16 protein-coding genes are annotated in these 19,658 nt (G+C 70.2%); 12 read left to right on the top strand and 4 right to left on the bottom strand.

The genetic code is table 11. The features are described 5' to 3' along the window. Positions 1-55 precede the first annotated feature (55 nt). Entirely contained in the window at positions 56-946 is an 891-nt protein-coding gene (locus ACZ7IB_RS40310) for a fumarylacetoacetate hydrolase family protein (protein WP_470919617.1), read from the bottom strand. A gap of 147 nt (positions 947-1,093) precedes the next feature. On the opposite strand from ACZ7IB_RS40310, the gene ACZ7IB_RS40305 reads away from it, so the two are divergent. The 4 genes from ACZ7IB_RS40305 to ACZ7IB_RS40290 all read left to right on the top strand — a co-directional run bounded on the left by ACZ7IB_RS40305 (position 1,094) and on the right by ACZ7IB_RS40290 (position 7,868). Next, positions 1,094-1,660: a TetR/AcrR family transcriptional regulator gene (locus ACZ7IB_RS40305; protein WP_470919615.1), complete on the top strand. Its 567-nt coding sequence runs from the start codon at positions 1,094-1,096 to the stop codon at positions 1,658-1,660. A gap of 97 nt (positions 1,661-1,757) precedes the next feature. Next, positions 1,758-2,273, top strand: a complete 516-nt coding sequence (locus ACZ7IB_RS40300; RefSeq protein ID WP_470919614.1) for a VOC family protein — start codon at positions 1,758-1,760, stop codon at positions 2,271-2,273. Further along, complete coding sequence (locus ACZ7IB_RS40295) at positions 2,270-3,946, top strand: FAD-dependent monooxygenase (protein WP_470919612.1); 1,677 nt, start codon at positions 2,270-2,272, stop codon at positions 3,944-3,946. The genes ACZ7IB_RS40300 and ACZ7IB_RS40295 overlap by 4 nt, the downstream gene beginning before the upstream one ends. 364 nt (positions 3,947-4,310) lie before the next feature. Beyond that, positions 4,311-7,868 (top strand): indolepyruvate ferredoxin oxidoreductase family protein, encoded by a 3,558-nt coding sequence (locus ACZ7IB_RS40290; protein ID WP_470919611.1) that lies wholly within the window; start codon positions 4,311-4,313, stop codon positions 7,866-7,868. An 89-nt stretch (positions 7,869-7,957) separates the two neighbouring features. Here ACZ7IB_RS40290 and ACZ7IB_RS40285 read toward each other — a convergent pair whose 3' ends face one another. Then, complete coding sequence (locus ACZ7IB_RS40285) at positions 7,958-9,685, bottom strand: serine/threonine-protein kinase (RefSeq protein WP_470919609.1); 1,728 nt, start codon at positions 9,683-9,685, stop codon at positions 7,958-7,960. A gap of 524 nt (positions 9,686-10,209) precedes the next feature. Between ACZ7IB_RS40285 and ACZ7IB_RS40280 the strand changes: the two genes are divergently transcribed. The 6 genes from ACZ7IB_RS40280 (at position 10,210) to ACZ7IB_RS40255 (ending at position 14,781) form a co-directional block, all read left to right on the top strand. Next, a complete protein-coding gene (locus tag ACZ7IB_RS40280) occupies positions 10,210-11,172 on the top strand; it encodes an alpha/beta hydrolase (protein WP_470919607.1) in 963 nt (320 codons plus the stop codon). A gap of 182 nt (positions 11,173-11,354) precedes the next feature. Next, positions 11,355-11,660 (top strand): hypothetical protein, encoded by a 306-nt coding sequence (locus tag ACZ7IB_RS40275; RefSeq protein ID WP_470919606.1) that lies wholly within the window; start codon positions 11,355-11,357, stop codon positions 11,658-11,660. Positions 11,661-11,718: 58 nt separating this feature from the next. Continuing rightward, a complete protein-coding gene (locus ACZ7IB_RS40270; RefSeq protein ID WP_470919604.1) occupies positions 11,719-12,390 on the top strand; it encodes a response regulator in 672 nt (223 codons plus the stop codon). A 13-nt stretch (positions 12,391-12,403) separates the two neighbouring features. Next, entirely contained in the window at positions 12,404-12,544 is a 141-nt protein-coding gene (locus ACZ7IB_RS40265; protein WP_470919602.1) for an MbtH family NRPS accessory protein, read from the top strand. A 382-nt stretch (positions 12,545-12,926) separates the two neighbouring features. Beyond that, a complete protein-coding gene (locus tag ACZ7IB_RS40260; protein WP_470919600.1) occupies positions 12,927-13,610 on the top strand; it encodes an FkbM family methyltransferase in 684 nt (227 codons plus the stop codon). 16 nt (positions 13,611-13,626) lie between these two features. Next, the gene (locus ACZ7IB_RS40255; protein ID WP_470919599.1) at positions 13,627-14,781 is read left to right on the top strand and encodes a glycosyltransferase family 4 protein; all 1,155 of its coding nucleotides are present in this window, start codon (positions 13,627-13,629) and stop codon (positions 14,779-14,781) included. Positions 14,782-14,992: 211 nt separating this feature from the next. On the opposite strand, the gene ACZ7IB_RS40250 is transcribed toward ACZ7IB_RS40255, so the two are convergent. Further along, the gene (locus tag ACZ7IB_RS40250; protein WP_470919598.1) at positions 14,993-15,286 is read right to left on the bottom strand and encodes a hypothetical protein; all 294 of its coding nucleotides are present in this window, start codon (positions 15,284-15,286) and stop codon (positions 14,993-14,995) included. A 345-nt stretch (positions 15,287-15,631) separates the two neighbouring features. On the opposite strand from ACZ7IB_RS40250, the gene ACZ7IB_RS40245 reads away from it, so the two are divergent. Continuing rightward, positions 15,632-16,438: a thioesterase II family protein gene (locus ACZ7IB_RS40245; protein ID WP_470919596.1), complete on the top strand. Its 807-nt coding sequence runs from the start codon at positions 15,632-15,634 to the stop codon at positions 16,436-16,438. Positions 16,439-16,479: 41 nt separating this feature from the next. On the opposite strand, the gene ACZ7IB_RS40240 is transcribed toward ACZ7IB_RS40245, so the two are convergent. Further along, entirely contained in the window at positions 16,480-18,207 is a 1,728-nt protein-coding gene (locus ACZ7IB_RS40240) for an aldehyde dehydrogenase family protein (protein ID WP_470919594.1), read from the bottom strand. 195 nt (positions 18,208-18,402) lie between these two features. Here ACZ7IB_RS40240 and ACZ7IB_RS40235 point away from each other — a divergent pair, with 195 nt between their 5' ends. Continuing rightward, entirely contained in the window at positions 18,403-19,581 is a 1,179-nt protein-coding gene (locus ACZ7IB_RS40235) for a PucR family transcriptional regulator (protein ID WP_470919593.1), read from the top strand. Positions 19,582-19,658 lie beyond the last annotated feature (77 nt).

The raw sequence follows: 19,658 nt of genomic DNA, 5'->3' as shown, positions 1-19,658 counted from the left end.
CAGCCCGGTGACGCCGCCGTCGGGGCGGAGTGGCTCGTACGGTGCGTTCTGCCGGTCATGCGCCCGTGCTCCCGTGCTCGGGGGCGGCCGTCACGCGGTTGCGGAGCGTGCCGATGTTTTCGACCTCGACCTCGACGACATCGCCGGGGCGCAGGTGGCGACCGGAGAAAACGCCGGCGCCGCGCGGTGTTCCGGTGAGGATCACGTCTCCGGGTTCGAGGGTCTGGTAGCGGGAGAGGTAGGTGATCAGCCCGGCGACGCCGTGGATGAGGCCGCTGGTGCGGTCGTCCTGGCGTACGTCACCATTGACCAGGGTGCGCAGCCTCAGGTCGAGCGGGTCGGCGAACTCATCCGGGGTGACCAGGCAGGGGCCGAGCGGCTTGAAGGTGTCGAAGCTCTTGGCCACGCCGATGGACGCGGTCGGATCGCCCGACATGGCGCGCTGCTGGACATCGCGCGCGGAGACGTCGTTGGCGATGGTCAGGCCGGCGAGGTGGCTCTCCGCGTCGGCGGCGCGGACGGCGCTCGCGGGCCTGCCGATCACGGCGGCCACCTCGCCCTCATAGTCGACCTGGCCTGCCGCGACGGCCGGCAGGCGGATGTCACCTCCCGGTGCGGTGACCGCGGATCCGGCGACCACCTGGAAATTCGGCTCCGTCGGCAGGGTGATGCCGGGCCGCCCCATCGCGGCGAACATCTCCAGGGCCTCCTCCGCGTGGCTGCGGTAGTTGAGGCCGACGATCAGGATCTTCCCGGGCCGGGGAACGGGGGCGTGCACCCGGACCTCACCGAGCGCGACCCGCCGGACGACCGCCGCCGCGCGTGCGGCGGCGATACCCGGTCCGCGCAGGAGGGCGCCCAGGTCGGCGAAGGGGAGATCGAGTACGGAGAGCTCGCCGGGGCTCTCCTCCCTGGCGATGCCCAGGGCTGTGCTGTACAGGCGCATCACGGACTCCCACGTGTTGGGGGCACATTCTCTTGTTGCCGAGTCAAGAGCTTTCTTGTTTTGGAGTCAAGAGTTTGCGGGCTGCCGGGTTGCTGTTTCCCGGTGCCGCGGATGGGGGTGAGGGTGCGCCGCCTAGGCTGGGTTGCTATGCCACGGAACCGTCAGCAGATCCCGAAAGCCGAGCGCGAGGCCGTCCTGGTCGACAGTGCCTGGGAGCTCTTCGCCGTCAAGGGGTACAAGGGGACCAGTCTGACCGAGGTCGGTAAGGCGGCCGGTGTCGCGGCCAATGCCGTGCGCTGGTACTTCCCGACCAAGGACGACCTGTTCGCCGCCACCCTGGACCGCCTCTTCCTGCGTGAGCGGGAGCGCGTCGAGGCGGACCCCGTGATCGGAGGTGATCCGCGGCGGCAGCTGGTGGCGTTCCTTGCCGACCTGGAGGCGTATCGCGGACTGCACCGGGAGGCGTATGACCGCATGGATGAGTCGCCGGCCCTCGCCGACGTCTACTCCCGCATGCGGGAGTGGCTGGAGGGCCGTCTTCTGGCGGCCGTCGCGAGCCGGCTGTCCGAGGGGGTCGACGTTGAGCCCGTGGCGGACATGGCCCATGTGCTGTTCGAGGGGTTGCTGGTCAGCGCCCGGGAGCCGGACCGGCCGGCCGAGGAGTTCATCGACCTCCTCATGGAGGCGCTGGTGGCCGTCGCGGCGGCACGCTGAGCGCGATCTCTTGACTGCCATACAAGAGCCTGTCTAGGGTTCTCTTGTATGGCAGCCAAGAGGGCTGCCGTGCCCTCGATGAGGAGGTCGCTGTCCCATGGCTTCTCCAGGCAAACTCGCCCACATCGTCCTGCGCACCGGCCGTCTGCCGGTCATGACCGAGTGGTACATACGCGTTCTCGAAGGCCGCGTCACCTTCGCCAATGACGCCCTCGCATTCCTGACCTACGACGACGAACACCACCGTGTCGCGCTGGTCGCCACCGGAGCGTCCGAGCGTCCGACGGACGCGCACACCGGTCTGCACCACGCGGCATTCACCTACGCCACGATCGGCGATCTGCTCGGCACGTACCAGCGGCTGAAGGGGGACGGCATCCTCCCCTTCTGGTGCATCAACCACGGTCCGACCACCTCGATGTACTTCGAGGATCCCGACGGCAATCACATCGAGCTCCAGATCGACAACTTCGCCACCGAGGAAGCCCTCGACGAGTGGTTCCGGTCCGGAGCCTTCGAAGCCAATCCGATCGGCGTCGAGTTCGACCCCGACGACCTGGCGCGCCGCTTCGATTCGGGTGAGTCCTTCGCCGAACCGGTCAGGCGCTCATGACCGCCATCGACACCCCGGTCGTCATCATCGGAGCCGGCCCCGTGGGGCTGGCCACTGCGCTTGTCCTGGGCCGGCATGGCGTCCGCAGCATGGTCTTCGAACAGTACGACGGGGTCAATCCGCACCCCCGGGCCCATGTCGTCAACACCCGGTCCATGGAACTGTTCCGCACCTGGGGCATCGCGGATGCCGTCCGCGCGGACGCGGTCGACCCGGCATGGGCCGGCACGATCCTGTGGAAACAGACCCTCGCCGGGGAACCCCTGGGCCGGATCGACCTCGTCGAAGGGCCGGAGGACCAACTCCTGCGCCGGGTCCACGCCTCCGCCGAGCAGCTCACCTCCTGCGCCCAGGACCGTGTGCAGCAGCACCTCCTCGACGCCGTCCTCGCCCAGGGCATGGCCACCGTCCACTACAGCACCACCGTCGTGGAGGTGACGGACCATGGCGATTCGGTCGACGTCACCGTGGAAGGTGTGGGCAAGCGGCAGATCCTGCGCACCTGTTACGTCGTGGCGGCGGACGGGGCGACCGGGGGCATGCGCGATGAGCTCGGCATCGCGATGGACGGCTCTCCGGTCCTCGGCCACCAGCTGAACATCTACTTCCACGCCGACCTGTCCCCGTGGATGGGGCAGGATCCCGCCCTGCTGATCTGGCTGATCAACAGCGCCTCCCCGGGACTCCTCATCGGGATGGACGGCGTTCGCCGGTGGACCTTCCAGCGGAGCTTCGACCCAGCTGCCGAATCGCCGCGGGACTACCCGCCCGAACGGTGCGCCCAGATCATCCGGGACGCTGTCGGAGCCACCGAACTCGACGTGGACATCCGCTCCGTGGGGCCATGGACCATGACGGCCCGGACCGCCGAGACCTACCGCAGCGGCCGTGTCCTCCTCGTCGGCGACGCGGCGCACCAGTTCCCGCCGACAGGCGGCCTGGGCATGAACAGCGGCCTCGCCGACGCGGACAACCTCGGCTGGAAACTCGCCGCCGTGCTGGAGGACTGTGCTTCCGACGCCCTGCTCGACAGTTACGAGCGCGAACGTCGCCCGGTCGCCGTCGACAACGCCCGCCACAGCGTGCTCAACGCCATCAAAATGGCCGAGGTCGGTATAGGGCCCGGGACGGCCAGGATCGCCGCACGCCTCGAAAGCCCGGACCCGTCAGTTGCCGCGGCGGAACGCCGGCGGATCGCGGAAGCCGTCCCTCTGCAGCGCCCGCACTTCGACGCGCTCAATCAGGAGATCGGATACATCTACGGGGCGGGCCGGCACGCCGACGGCGTCGGCGGAGCCCCGCTCTCGGCCACCGACTACACACCGACTGCCGTCCCCGGAGCGCGACTTCCGCACGCCTGGGTCGAACGTGACGGGGAACGGGTGTCGACGCACGACCTCCTCATGCCGGGCTTCACCCTCCTCACGGGGCCCGGGGGCGCCGCCTGGGCCGATGCCTTCGCGGAGACCGGGGAAGGCGTGGCGAAACAGACTGTCGTGATCGGCCGGGATGTCACCAGCCCGGACGGCTACTGTCCGGAGCTGCTCAGGATCGGTGAGGACGGAGCCCTCCTCGTCCGACCGGACGGCCACATCGCGTGGCACAGCGCCGAGGGATCATCCCCTGCGTCCGCGCTCGCCGCCCTGCTCGACGCGGTCGGGCAGTCCGCCTAGGGCCGGTTCGGCCTGATCCGAAAGACAGGCCCTGTTCCGGCGCGGACCGCGAGCGGAGCGCCGGGCCGCGAGCCCGGCGCTCCCGTCTCTCGCCCGGAGTCTCTTCACCGCGGCCTTCCGGCCTGGAAGGCCGAGTTCGGACGCCCCGGTCGCGCCACGCCTGCCGCACGAATGCCGCAGCTCCGGCCGACGCCGACTGGTATCGACCAGCGCCGACCGGTGTCGGTCGACGCCCACCGCCCCGCCCCACGCACGGCGGCTGCGCCCCGCCGACACGGCCGTCCCGGTCCCCGCTCCTGTCGTACGGGACCGACTCCTCGCCCGCCCCGACAACCACACATGCCCCACCCGGAGGAACACAGTGGTGACCCCTCAGAAAGCAACCGGCCCTCGTCCCACGCTTCAGGACCGATACGTGCGCGAGGAGGGCACCCTCCACCTCACCGGCATCCAGGCGCTCGCCCGCCTGCCGCTCGACATCCGCCGCGCCGACCGTCGCGAGGGCCGCAGCACGGCGGGATTCATCTCCGGATACGAGGGCTCGCCGCTCGCCGGATACGACATGGAGCTCGCCCGCTGCCGCTCCCTCCTCGACGAGTACGACATCGTCTTCCGCCCCGGCGTCAACGAGGAACTCGCAGCGACGGCCGTCCAGGGCACCCAACTAGCCGCAGCGCAGCCGGACAAGCGCGTCGACGGCATCACGGCGATCTGGTACGGCAAGTCCCCGGGCCTCGACCGCGCCTCGGACGCAATCCGGCACAACAACCTGATGGGCACCCACCCCGACGGTGGTGCGCTCGCCCTGGTCGGCGACGACCCCGCAGCCAAGTCGTCGACCGTGCCCGGCGCCTCCGAACTGCTCCTCGCCGACCTGGGACTGCCCACGCTCTACCCGTCCGACCCGCAGGAAGCGCTCGACTTCGGGCTGCACGGCGTGGCGATGTCCCGGGCAGCCGGCCTGTGGGTGGCACTGAAAATCGTGACGGCGGTCGCGGACGGTTCCGGCACCGTCGACGTGAGCGCCGGACGGATCGCACCGGTCGTCCCGGACCTCACGGCCGACGGGGTGCCGTACCGCCACACCGTCGGCACCCGGATGCTGCAACCGGCCCTCGGCGACCTGGAACGCAGCCGGGACGGCGCCCGTCTCGAGATCGCCCGCCGCTACGCCGTCGCCAACAACCTCAACCGGATCACCAGGACAGGCCCCGACGACAGCATTGGCATCGTCGCGGCAGGCAAGACGTTCCTCGACCTCCGCCAGGCCCTGCGCATCCTCGGACTCGACGACACCGAACTGGAGCGCCGCGGTGTGCGCCTGCTGCACCTGGGCATGATCCATCCGCTGGAACCCACGATCGTCGAACGGTTCGCGAGAGGGCTGCGCCACATCGTCGTCGTGGAGGAGAAGCGGCCACTCATCGAGACCGCCCTCAAGGACCTGCTCTACGGGCGCGGCGACCAGCCGTCCGTCTCCGGCAAGCGCGCACCCGACGGTTCGGTCCTGTTCCCCCTCGACGGCGAACTCGACCCCGACACCGTCGCCGCGCGGCTTGCGCCCCGTCTGAACGCACTGGGCGGACTCCCCACCGTACAGGGCTGGTTGGACGCCACTCGGGCAGCGGCCCGGCGCAAGAAGCTGCCACTCCTGCCTGTGCTGAGCCGCACCCCCTACTTCTGTTCCGGCTGCCCCCACAACCTCTCGACCAAGGCACCCGAGGGCGCCGCCGTCGGGGCCGGGATCGGCTGTCACGCCATGGTCACGCTCATGGACCCTTCCCAGGCCGGGGACGTGATCGGCATGACCCAGATGGGAGGCGAAGGCGCCCAGTGGATCGGCATGCAGCCGTTCCTCGAACGCGACCACCTGATCCAGAATCTCGGCGACGGCACCTTCCACCACTCCGGAAGTCTCGCCATCCGGGCGGCGGTCTCGGCCGGGGTGAACGTCACGTACAAGCTGCTCCACAACTCGGCGGTGGCGATGACCGGCGGACAGCAGCCCGTCGGCGTCATGCCCGTGCCCGCGATCGCCCAAGGGCTGTTGGCGGAAGGTGTCGAGCGCATCATCGTCACGACCGAGGACGTCAAGCGCTTCCGGAAGGTCACGCTTCCGAAGGGCGTGGTCGTCTGGCACCGCGACCGGCTGGCCGAGGCCCAGGAGGTGCTTGCCCGGACCCCCGGCGTCACCCTGCTCATTCACGACCAGGAATGCGCGACGGAACTCCGGCGCAAGCGCAAGCGTGGTCTTGTGCCCGAACCCACCGAGCGCGCGATGATCAACGAACGGGTGTGCGAGGGGTGCGGCGACTGCGGACAGCAGTCCAACTGCCTCTCCGTGCAGCCCGTCGACACCGAGTACGGCCGCAAGACCCGGATCGATCAGTCCTCCTGCAACAAGGACTACGCCTGTCTGGCGGGGGACTGCCCCTCCTTCCTCACCGTCGTCCCCGCCAAGGGGAAGGCCGACTTCACTCCCGCCCCGATGCCGGACGGCGCGACGCTGCCCGATCCGGCCCCCGTCGTACCGGCCTCCCACACCACCCGGATCACAGGCGTCGGAGGCTCCGGGGTGATCACCCTCGCGCAGATCCTCAGCACCGCAGCCTCGCTCGCAGGCCTGCACGTCCGGGCCCTCGACCAGACCGGCATGGCCCAGAAGGGCGGCGCGGTCGTCTCCGACATCAAAATCACCAAGGAGGCGACGGATCAGGCCGGCAAGGCGGCCCTGGACGAGTGCGATCTCTACCTCGGTTGTGACCTGCTCGTCGCCGCGGAACCCGGACATCTGACCGCGGCCGCCCCGGCGCGAACGGTGGCGGTCGTCTCCACGGCAGAGGTCCCGACCGGACAGATGGTGATCGACCCGGAGGTGTCGTTCCCGCCTGCCGAACCTCTCAAGGAACGGATCAGGGCAGAGGCCAAGGACACGGTCTTCCTCGACGCGCGCCGACTCGCGAACGACCTGCTGGGCGAGGACCAGTTCGCCAATCTCCTGCTCACCGGAGCGGCCTACCAGACCGGCGGGCTGCCGCTGCCGGCCCACGCCATCGAGGAGGCGATCACCCTCAACGGCGTGAAGGCCGACGCCAACATCAAGGCGTTCCGCCTCGGCCGCCAGGCCGTCGCCGACCCCGGAGCCTTCGCCGACCTCCTGGAAGGGCGTGTCACCCCGGCGAAGTCGGGGCGCGGCCTGTCCGCCGAGGCCCGGCACACCGTCGAACTGGTCGGGGCCGCCCCCGGGTCGGAGCTCGCCCGGCTCCTGGAGGTCCGCGTTCCGGATCTCATCGCGTACCAGAACGCCGCCTACGCGACGAGGTACGCACGTTTCGTCGAACAGGTCCGCCGGACCGAGTGTGAGCGCGTCCCCGGCTCGACCGCACTCACCGAGGCAGTGGCCAGGTACCTGCACAAGCTGATGGCCTACAAGGACGAGTACGAGGTGGCCCGGCTCTCCCTCGACCCCGAGGTCGAGCGGGAGGTGAAGGCCCGCTTCGGGGACGGCGCACGGATGTCCTACCGCCTCCACCCGCCCGTCCTGCGGGCACTTGGCATGAACCGCAAGATCGAACTCGGACCCTGGTTCAAGCCGGCCTTCCGAGCCCTCGCCGCGATGCGCAGGCTCCGTGGCACGCGCCTGGACCCCTTCGGGGCGGCGCGCGTGCGGCGTACGGAACGGGCCCTGGTCGTCGAGTACGAGGCCACGATCACCGAGGTCTGCCGGAATCTCGACATGGACTCCCACGGCCTGGCCGTCGAGATCGCCTCACTGCCCGACATCGTGCGTGGCTACGAGGAGATCAAGATGGCATCCGTGACTCGGTACAGGACCCAATCCACGGAACTCGTCGGCCGGCTGTCCTCGGGCCGCGAACGTACGGGTGCCGACACAGCAGCGTCCCGGCAGCCGAGCGGGTGACTGGAGGGCCAGTCGCTGTGCCGGTCGCGGACCCGGTCCCGTTCTGCGGGGGTGGGGAGGAACACGTCGGCACCGCCGTGAACGGTGTCCTAGGCATGGAAGCCGTTGCACACGACGGATGTGTACGTCGTGGGCCCGCCCTCGACGTGGTACAGCACCACGGTCCAGTCGCCCCTGTCGTCGCCGACCGGGATCGCGTCGACGGTCCGATTGCCGAAGTGGGCCCGGAAGTCGTCGGGATACTTGAGTTTGACGGTTCCGCCCGAGGACCACCGGGAGTAGATGTCGACGGGCTTGCTCGTGAAGCCGATGCCCTTTCCCACGGACCGAAGGGGCCGGCCGGTGGCGCGGTCGGTCTCGTGCGGGGGCCGCACCCCCACGGAGATGTAGTACGGCGCGGGCCGCTTTTCCTGGCCGGCAGTCTTGGGACGCAACTCCACCGCGGCGGTGTCCGAGCCGGTGGTGTGCGAGACGGAGGACAGCAGGTCCATCGGCGGTGAGGACCCGGCGAAACCGGCCAGGTCGCAGGAGCCCATGCCCTGGGCGGCCTGCTTCGGATCGTCCGACAGGGTCCAGCGGTCCTGCGAGACACGGTCGTTCACGATGTGGTCCGGTGGCCGGCCCGCCGGACCCTCGGTGGCCGACCGGGACGCGGAGACGTCGGTCGCGGGAGCGGCTCCGGGGGTTTGGCTGTCCTGTTCGGGGAGCAGCCAGACCGTCGCCGGCACGACGAGCGCCACCGCACATGCGGCGAGCCAGCCCCTGCGACGTGTAGTGCGGGCGGAATGCCGCGGTTGATGATCCGGCGCGTCGTACGGCGTGGTGTCGGGCGTCCCCGGCGGTACGGTCCCGGCTGACCGCTCAGGCACCTGACCCTCCGGCTGCCGATCCGTCGGCCGCGTCAGGGCCCCGGTCTCCGGTTCCGCCTCCGAAGGTGGCGTGCTCAAATGCGCGGGCGCGGGTTCGGGGTCGCGGGCCACCGAGCGGTAGTGGGCGTCCGTAGCCAGTGCCGATTCCACCGCGCAGCGGGCGATCACGGCGGCCAGTTCGGGCCGCTCCGCCGGGTCCTTGGCGACACACTGCCGGATCAGCGCGGCCAGCGCGGGCTGCACCCCGGCCAGGTCGATGTCCTCGTGCACGGTCCGGTAGCTCACCGCGGCCGAGTCGCCCGTGCCGTAAGGGGGCCGGCCGGTCGCCGTGTAGGCGATCGTCGCCCCCAGCGCGAAGACGTCCGCCGCCGGGCCGACCTCGTTGCGCAGGACGACCTCGGGCGCCGCGTACCCGGGCGTTCCCGGTGCCATTCCGTCCCGGGTGAGGATCGTCTGCTCAAGTCCCCGGGCAATGCCGAAGTCGATCAGTTGCGGTCCCTGCGGCGCGAGGATGACGTTCTGCGGCTTCAGGTCCCGGTGGGTGACCTCGTGGCCATGGACCGCGGCCAGCCCCTCGGCGAGCGCGGCCAGAAGTCGCAGGGCACTGTCCGGCGGGAACGGGCCGCTCGTGCCCACGGCGCCGCGCAGCGTGGGCCCTGGCACGTACTCGGTGGCCAGCCAGTACGGGGACGAGTCGAGCGACGCCTCGATCAACTGGGCGGTGTAGGCGCTGCGTACGGCCTCCACGGTCGCGGCCTCCCGCCGGAACCGGGCGAGTGCCTCGGGGTGATCGTTGATCTCGTCGCGAATCACCTTCACGGCCACCAGCCGTCCGCCGGGCGACCGACCGAGATATACCTGCCCCATGCCGCCCGCGCCGAGCCGGGCGAGAATCCGGTACGCGCCTATTTGCGCGGGGTCCTGAGGTCGCAGCTCTTCCACCGGCACGACTGTGCCATATCCGCTCGCTTGTTGGACCGGCGGACCGCAACCGACGCACAACCGCCCTTGGTACGCGGCGAGGTGTTCGCCGGGCCTGGTGCTTCCTGCACTCGGCGCAGCCGCCGTCCCCGGGCTTGGAGAGCCTCTTTCAGTGGCACCGTCAGGCCTGGTGCGACGCTGACGTGGACCAGCCCGGTCAACTGGCTGATGGCTTGCCCGATGCGGACGTCCTCAATGTTGATGCCCGCGCGATCGGCATCCGCGAACAGCCTCGCCGGCTCGCCCGGTTGGTCCCCGATCGCGACGGTCACCACCTCGAAGTGCTCGGGCTGGGTCCTGTGCTCGGTCGAACGGCCTACCGGCCGGACAGACATGCGCGTCAGCGGTTGATCGGCTCAGCCCCCTACCCCCCCGTACTTCAGAACTACGCGGAAGGTTCATTCCTGGGCGGGACGCGGACTACGAGGTGTGATTCATAGCTTCAGTACTGGAAGCACGAAAGACATCAGGTACGGAAGGAAACGTCTGCCATGGCGTCCCGCCCACGCAGAAGCCGCCTGTGCCGCGCCCTGCTCGCCGCATTCGTCGTCGCCTCGGTGGCCGTACCGGTATCGGGTGCGGTCAGGCCCACCGGCGTACCGGCGCCCGCTCCGACAGTCCCGGGCCCGTTGCCCGCCGCCACCCCGAGCGCTCTCGCCGAGCGGTGGGCGGCAACCCGTACGGACATCGCGGCGGCCGCGCGGATGGCCGACGGCCACGGCGACGGGAAGCGGGCCGACGCGCTGCGCGTCCTGGCAGACCCTGCGCGCCACTTCATCTCCTTCGATGGCCGGGACGGCGGCCGTACCGTCGAGGTCTTCGGCGACCTCGCCCGGGCCGACCGGATCGCCGTGCTGGTCCCGGGTGCGGGCATAAGTGTCGACAACTACTGGCGGCTGAAGGGCGGCGCCCAGGCGCTGCAGAGGGAGCTGGGCGACCGGTCCGCCGTCGTCGCCTGGCTCGGGTACGAGACGCCGGCCACTGTGAGCCTGACGGCGGCCACCTCGGGGCGGGCCGACGATGGCGCTCAAGAACTACGCGATTTCCTGGGTGAGTTGAAAGGTGTCAAGCCCGCTGCCCGGACCTCTCTGCTCTGCCACTCCTACGGTTCCGTCGTCTGCGCACGGGCCGCGGCCGGAGTGGAGGTCGCGGACATCGTCCTGTACGGCAGCCCCGGTGTGGGAGTCGACGACGTGGCCGCGATGCACACCCGGGCCGCGGTATGGGCGGGCCGGGGCGACAACGACTGGATTGCCGACGTTCCGCACGTACGGCTGGAACTCCCCACCGTGGACGTCGGATTCGGTGCGGACCCGGTGTCCGGGGGCTTCGGCGCCCACACCTTCGACGCGGGTTCCGGCGGCCACAGCGACTACCTGAAGCCCGGTTCCGTACCCCTGAAGAACATCGCCCGGATCGTGGACGGACGGACCCCGGACGCCCCTCACGCGTGATCCGGTGCGGAGGATCGCAGCCGTTGCTCCGCCCGGTGCGGGACGGCAGCCGAAGAGGTGACCGGTTGTTGGCGCGGAACGTTCGGTTCCGGCGAGCTGCCGCAGATTGTCGAGGAAGCGCTCACCGAACTGCGTCAGGCGCTCGGCGTACTGCGCTTCCAGCACGCCATGTCGGAAGGCGAGTGGCACGCCCAGCAGCCCACCCTCGACCGGGGCTGGAGGAGCTGTTCGGCAATGTGCGCAGCGCCGGGTTCACCGTCAGCACTCACACCACCGGTGAGCCGACCCATTTGACACCGGGCATCGGGCTGTCGGCGTCCCGTATCCTCCAGGAGGCGCTCAGCAAAGCGATGCGGCACGCGCCGGGAGCGATACGGGTGGAGATCGACCACTGCCCGTCCGAGGTCTGCTCGGCAAGCGGGAGCGCGCTGCGATGCTTCGTGGCACGCCGGCTTTCGGCGCCACCTCCGACGGAGGATACGAAGTGATCGCGATGCTGCCCACGCAGCTTCCCGCCGTACTTGCCGACCTTGTGGAGGACAACCCGTGACGACCACCCGTGTGCTGATCGCCGACGATCAGATGATGGTCCGTCAGGGATTCACGGTCCTGCTCAATGCCGAACCCGGCATCGAGGTCGTCGGCCAGGCCGTGGACGGCATCGACGCCGTCGCCAGGGTCGCCGAACTGGCCCCCGACGTCGTACTGATGGACATAAGGATGCCCGGGGTCGGCGGCATCGAGGCGACGCGCCGCATCATGGCATCGCCCGCCGCCGCCACCAAGGTCCTCGTCCTGACCACTTTCGACCTCGACGAGTATGTGTACGAGGCGCTGCGCGCCGGCGCGTCCGGGTTTCTGCTGAAGGACGCGTCGGCCACGGAACTCGCCCATGCGGTAAGGGTGGTGGCGGCCGGCGAGGCCCTGCTCGCGCCGAACATCACCAAGCGTCTCATCGTCGAGTTCTCCCGGATGTCCGACGTCCCCCGCGGTCCGGCCAAGGGCCGCAGCGGCAACCTCACGGAGCGCGAGACGGAGGTTCTGTCCCTGATCGCGCAGGGCCTGTCGAACGCGGAGATCGCCCAGCGTCTGGTGGTGGCCGAACAGACCGTCAAGACGCATGTGAGCCGGATCCTGGTCAAGCTCAGCCTGCGCGACCGGACCCAGGCCGCGATCCACGCGTACGAGACGGGCCTGGTGCGCCCGGGCGGGTACTGAGGAGACACCGCCTTTGACCGGTCGCGGCAATGTACCCGAAGGCTGGAAGCCGGTCTTCGGACAGGCAGGGCGTCAGGAATGCCTCGACTGCATCGAGAAGAACTGGACCGTCATGCGGCCCGATAGCCTGATTGATGCGATGGCACAGAAGTAGCGGTCGCCCCTATGGCTTCGCACCCCGCCCACGACAGTGGGCGGGGTGCGAAGCCATGATCTGCGCTCTTTCATGATGGTTTCATCGGTTGTGGACCCAGACCTGAGATGTACATCTCAGGTCTGATGTGCCGGCCGATCTGCTTCTGGAGAAGGATGGGATCACCCCGCATCTGATGATGCGATGGAACGCCGATCGAGTGTGGCGTCGCTCCGGCAGCAGGAACCGTACGCCGAAGCAGACTGAAAGGCGTTTGATGAACGGCAGGTTGACGCGTCGGCCGGATCCCCCGGTTCTCCGGTCCGGCGGTCGCCCGCACCCGGGGCTGCGTGTGTCATCCGTCGCGCTCGCGCTTCGCTGGGCATCCTCGCGATGGCCCTTCGTGGAAGAAGAAGTGGCGGGCCTGCGGCCGCTGGTGCGGCCGGGCGCTGTCTGCCTCGACATCGGGGCCGAGTACGGCCTGTACACCTGGAGCCTGTCCGCGCTGGCCGGACCGTCGGGGAAGGTGCACAGCGTCGAACCGCTGCACGGCCCCGCGAAATGGCTGAGGGCCACGGCAGCCGCCCTCGGCTGTGACAACGTCACCGTTCACCGCATGGCTCTCGGCGCGCGGGCACACGAAGGAACGATGAGCCTGCCCCGGCGCCGTCTGCTGCCCGTCCACGGACGCGCCTATCTCACCGAGGGCGCCTCGGGGCCCGGACCCAACGTCGAATTCCCCACCTCCCGCCCCGTGACCACACCGGTGCGGACGGTGGACGGTCTGTGCGACCACATGGGCCTCGATCGCGTCGACTTCATCAAGGCCGATGTCGAGGGGGCGGAGGCAGCCGTGCTGTCGGGGGCCCGGCGCACGCTGCTGCGCCACCGGCCCGCGCTCCTGCTCGAGATCGAGGACCGTCACCTCGAGAAGTACGACACGAAGTCGGGCGACCTCGTCAGCCGGCTCGGCGAGCTCGGCTACGACATGTACCGCTGGCAAAAGCGGGGTTGGGAGCGTATTGCCGACGTGACCGACGACTGCCGCAACTACCTCTTCTCGGCTCGCTCGACCGCATCCAGCTGAAGGATCCAACACTTTCATGGGCTCCACCCTTGTCATCACCAATGACTTCCCGCCGCGCCAGGGAGGCATAGAGACCTTCGTGCACGCCATGACCACGCGTATGCCGGACGACGACGTGGTCGTGTACACCTCGCGCGAGCCGGGCGACACCGCGTACGACGCGGCCCTTCCGTTCCCTGTCGTACGGGACTCCAGCGGCATGCTGCTGCCGACCGGGCGGGTCACCCGGAGGGCTGTCGAGATCGCCAGGGGCCATGGCTGCGACCGGGTCTGGTTCGGGGCTGCTGCGCCGCTGGCCCTCATGGCGCCGGCCCTGCGCCGCAGTGGGGTCCAGCGCATGGTGGCGACCACCCATGGCCATGAGATCTGGTGGGCCAGGACCCCGGGTCCGCGTCAGATGATGCGCCGTATCGGCGATGGCGTGGATGTCGTCACGTATCTCGGTCAGTACACGCGTGCCCGGATCGGGCCGTCCCTGGGCCCGCGTGCGCGCATGAGCCGATTGGTGCCGGGGGTCGACGCGGAGGTGTACCGGCCCGACGCCGACGCCGGATCCGACCTGCGTACGGAGCTCGGCCTGCACGGCAAGCGCGTGATCCTTTGTGTGGCCCGCCTCGTCCCGCGCAAGGGCCAGGACATGCTGATCCGGGCCCTGCCGCTGATCCGGCGGGAGGTGCCCGACGCGGTGCTCGTCGTGGTCGGCCGGGGGCCGGACGAGGCACGGCTGCGCAAGCTGGCGCACCGGCACGCCGAGGGCTCGGTCCGTTTCGTGGGCGGAAAGTCGCACACCGAGACTCCGCAGTACTACGCGGCGGCGGATGTCTTCGCCATGCCGTGCCGTACCAGGAAGGCCGGTCTGGAGGCGGAAGGGCTTGGGATCGTGTTCCTGGAGGCGGCGGCGAGCGGACTGCCGGTGGTCGTCGGCGACTCGGGCGGCGCCCCGGACACGGTGCTCGACGGCAGGACCGGCCGGGTCGTGGACGGCACCGACACAGCGGCGATAGCGGGCGCGCTGACCCGGATACTGCTCGACGCGGACCAGGCCGCCGAGATGGGCGCCGCCGGCCGTAAGTGGGCCCAGGAGTCCTGGTCCTGGGACGCGTCGGCCCGCCATCTGACGCAGCTGCTGAACCCCGAGGCCATCCCGGCGGTCGTACCGGGGCAGGAGTAGGGGAGAGGCGACATACGACGCGCAGGGCCCGGACTTTCCACTCCAGGTGAGAAGTCCGGGCTCTGCGCCGCCTGGGCTGCTCCGTGTCAGTGGGATTCGAAGCCGAAGTCGAGGTCGAGGGCTCCCGGTTCGCCGGCGCCAGCTGGGCGAAATGGGTGTGGCAGAGGTCGGCATAGAGGCCGTTTGCGGTGAGGAGTTCGTCGTGGGTGCCTCATTCGTGGATCTGGCCGGCTTCGATGACGAGGATCTGGTTGGCTTCGCGGATGATGGCGGAGGCCGGGTGCAGCGCGGTCATCCGACGACGGTGAGCGGCGGGGCCCCGACTGATCCCCGCGCTGAGCGCGCACCGGCTGCCCGCGGCGCGGGCGATCACCGCGGGCAGCGCGCCGCGGACCGGGCGCGGGCTGCGCATCCAGCGCAGGATCAGCGGCACCCGGCTGCCGCGTTCGGTCAGTCCGGGTCTCGGCCAGCCGTTCGCCCACCCGGGCCGCACCTTGCTGCTCATGGCGGCCATCGCCCTCGGGGTCGCCACCGTGACTCCGACGACCGGAACAACGAGTAACCCATTCGCCGGCACCGCGGCCCCGAGCGGCCGGCCGGTGAAACCGGCGCCCTCCCCCGCAGTCGGTCCGCGGGCCGGCCACCACGCTGCCGTTCAGCCGATGTCGCCACGAAAGTCGGCTCCGATGTCCGAGGACGATGCGACAATCGCCCCGCGACGTCATCTGGCGCGCTGTGCGACAAGGATTGCCACGATGGGAGTGCAGTTGCTGGAGTCAGTCGAGCCGTGCCGGGCACAGCAGGTCCTGACCGGCCCCGGCCCCCGTGCCGCCACGGGAAGGGTCGGGGCATGACACATACTGCCGTCTTCCGTGGATCCGCCGTCTGCCCGAGCCCGGTCGCCGACCCGACCCTGCGCCTCTTCCTCTTCCACCACGCCGGTGGCTCACATCTGCTCTACCGGGACTGGGTACCGGAGTTCCCGCCGGACTGGGAGTTGTGTCTGCTCAACGCCCCCGGGCGTGCGCACCGGCGTGATCAGCCCGCCGTCGACCGCGTCGAGGATCTGGTCGACCACTTCCATCAGGAGTTGCTGCCGCTGTTCGACCGGCCGTTCGCCTTCTTCGGGCACAGCATGGGCGGCCTGACCGCGTACGAACTGACCCTGAGGCTCGCCGCGCAGGGCGGGCCGATGCCGGTCTGGCTCGGGCTCTCCGCCTTCGGCCCGCCCAGGGGCGCGGAGTACCGGCGCCGCCCAGGACGGCACGAGAGCTCCGACGCCGAACTGCGTGACTGGCTGCGGTCGATCGGCGGTACCCCTGCCGAGCTGCTCGACAACGACGATCTCTGGCAGTTGTTCGAGCCCGTGTTCCGCAGCGATTTCAAACTTGTCGACACGTGGGCGCGCGACCCCGACACCGGCTCACCGCCGCTGCCTTTCACCGTCTTCGGCGGTGACCAGGACCTTGTCGTGGAGCCCAGGAGGCTCAGGGCCTGGGCCGACCACTCCCCGCACCTCCAGGGCGTCCACCTCTACCCCGGCGGCCACTTCTATCTGCACGACCACCGTGCTGCCCTGATCCGCACCGTCACCGCGTCGGTGCGCGCGGCCCGCGCCGCCGCCGAACGCATCATCACGGCGCCCGGCGCCTCGTAACTGCCCTCGCCCGTCAGCGGGCGTCGGGCTGCGGTCAGTACTCAGGCACGGAAGGCCGAGGCGAACACTGCGGGCACCCGTGCCCAGGACGGCTGCTTCGCCAGCCGAGTGAGCCGACGGCCCGTCACGGCGGCGCTGCGCGTGGTGACGAACCACGGCGGCTTCGGGAAGAGTGCGAGCTCGCCTCCCATGACTGACCTCGGGAAGGGCCGGAACGGACCCCGGACGACGGTCCGCTCCGGCGCGTCGATCAGCAGGGCGTTGTGCACGACGCCGATCCCGCTCTGGGCGTCCGTGACGGTGTGGCCGGGAAAGGCGCCCCACGGAGCCGTCGCGGTGAGAAAGCCGACCGCCGTCCAGGCGTTGACGGCGATCGTGCCGTAGCGCAGCGCGGCCACCGTATTGTCGAACGCCCGGCCGAGGTGCTTCATGGTGGCGGGGTCGATGACGATGTTCGCCCCGAGGGTGCCGAAGAGGTCGAGGTTGGCGGTCTCGACGGCCCGGTCCAGGAACTCGGCGCCGCTGCCGGGCAGGGTGAGGACGCCGAGCACGGGTGCGAAGTACTCGGTCGTTCCCAGTTCCGCCGCAGCCTGGCCGTCGCTGAGCTCGACCAACAGACGTGAGCCTTCGGCGCCCTGCCACTCGGCTCCCGGATAGCAGCGCGCCGCGTCCGCGAGCCTTTCCGCGCTGCCCGGATACCAGGCCGGCCGCGCCGGGGCTGTCCGCAGGGCCTCGCGGAGCAGGCCGAGGAAAGCCTCGCGCTGGGGCCAGTCGCTGCTGACCACGACCACTTGCGAGGCGATGCAGTTGTGGCCGCTGTTGTGCAGGCGCTGGGTCGCGATGTGCTCGGCCTGGTAGCGCAGGTCGGCGGCGCTCCAGGCGCCCGGGACCACGATGACCGGGGAGACACCGCCCAGTTCGCTCGTCATCGGCTTGTCGAGGAGCGGGGTGCCGGCGGCTTTGCGGGCACGGCCTTCCTCGCCCGGACCGAAGGCGACGATGTCGTGGGTGGTGAGGCTGCCGGTGATGTGGACGTGCGCGACGCCCGGATGGTGGGCGAGGTAGCCGCCGACGTCGCCACCGCCCGAGACGATGCGCAGCACGCCGTGCTCGACAAGTGGTGCGAGAGCACGCCGGTAGACCGGTTCGAGGTCGCCCAGGACGGGGTTGAGCTTCAGCACGACGACACGGTTGTGCGCAATCAGTTCATACAGCACATCGAGCGGTGCGATGGAGGTGACATTGCCGGCGCCGAGGACGAGGCCGATGCCCGTGGTGCGCTCGGGCCGACGGGCACCGAGGCCCGCCCCGCGCCGCACGGTGTCCGCGTCGACCCGCGGCGGCATCCACACCTCGGCGCTGAAGCCGTTCAGGAGCAGGCGGTCGTAGGCGGTGAGCGGGAGGACGGGGACGCTCACCCGTCCGCCCGGTGCCTGCCCGAACTTCGCGCCGTCGAGCGGGCCGCGGCCCGCGGCGACCGTACGGAGCGTGCGGCTGAGCGCGTCCAGGGAGGTCAACAGGGCATAGGGCCCGGAGAGCCACTCCTCACCGACGAGCGGGGAGTCGTCAGGCAGGAGCTTGATCCGGCTCGCGATCCGCACCCAGGTCTCGGCCTCGGCGGCGACGGCGGCATGGACCCGGGCGAGGAGGGCACCGCGTTCGGCCGGCGAGGTCGCCGCCCAGCGCCGCTCGCCCCCGGACAGCTCGGAGAGGATCGCGTCGAGCTCGGGCATCCTCCGGGCGCTGCCTGCGGGGGCTGCAGCGGTCATGGTGATCTCCCTCGATCGCGACGGCACAGGCGGGCGCCGTGCTGCGTAATTGGTTCCAGGCACAAGGTTCTCCGGACCACACCAAGATGACGGATATCGGGGCCCCTTTGCTATGGGCAGGCACCGCGACAATCTCCGAACTGCTTTGTGCAGCAGCACAATTCCGGTGGGTGTGCAGGCGGGTACCTTTACGGAATGCGCGACACCACGGGCTGCGGCCATGTCTTCGCCGAGATCCTCGCCTCGGTCGGTGAACTCACCGATGTGACCGTCCGGAAGATCACCGAGGACGAGTCCTGCTACACGCAGAGCCGACTCCCCCCGGACCTGCTCCGCAACATCGTCCACGCCAACATCGAGGCCCTTCTGCACATGGAAACCGGCGGCCCGGACGCCGGCGACGAGACGGCCCGACGTGCCGGACGTATCAAGGCCGAGCACGGCATCCCGCTCCCGGCGCTGCTGCATGCCTTCCGGCTCGGCGGACTGGAGATCTGGGAGTGGGCGATCGCCCGCGCCACGACCGGCGAGCAGGCCGACGCGCTGCTGCGCCGGTCGTCGCACTTCTGGGGCTTGCTCGACCGCTTCTCCACAGCCGCGACAGAGGCGTACCGGCAGGTCGCCGACGACCGGGAACGGCAGGAGCAGGTATCCCGACGGGTCACACTGCTCAGCGTCTTCGAGGGAGCGAACGGTGTCCGGTTCGGGAGCGCCGCAGGCGTCCAGCGAACCCTGGGCCTGCCGGAGCGGGCGTCGTACTGCGTGGTGGCCGGCGAGGTCGGGCGGAACGGCGAGGACCCGCTGCCCGTCATCACCGCCCGGCTGGCGAACGTCGACGTGGCATCCGTCTGGACCACCGAGCTGGGCGAGCGGCTGGGCCTGGTCGCCCCGACCAGTGACACCGAGTCCGCCGCGGCGCTCAGGGCCGTGAAGCAAGCGGCGACCTCACGGGTGGGAGTGAGCCGGCCGTTCACCACACTCGCCGCCGCGCCGGAAGCGGTACGTCAGGCCCGGATCGCCCTGGAGTGCGTGGCCCCGGCCGGGGTGGGCGTCCACTGCTACGGCACTGCTCCGATCGACACCCTCGTCGCGGCGCACGCCGAGTCCGCGGCCGAGCTCAGCGAGAACGTCCTCGGACCACTTGTGTCCGGCGAGGACAGCGATGCGGTCCTGCTCGACACCCTCGACGCATGGTTCGCTGCGGACGGTTCGACCGCCGAGGCGGCGCGGCGGCTCCATTGCCACCGCAACACGGTGCTGTACCGGATCACCCGCATCGCGGAGCTGACAGGCCGCGCCCCGACACGGCCGGTCGACGCCGCCGAGCTCTATGTCGCACTGCGGGCGCGGCGGCTCGCGGGCGACGGACGGTAGTGGTGCGCACAGAGGGGGCACCACTACCGGAACGTGTCCGCCCCGGCCGTGCCGCACTCGCCGGCCGGCATCCGCAT

Source organism: Streptomyces sp. NPDC037301, assembly GCF_055602785.1.
The sequence above is the reverse complement of the archived record's forward strand: the minus strand, read 5'-3'. Positions and strand labels throughout refer to the sequence as shown.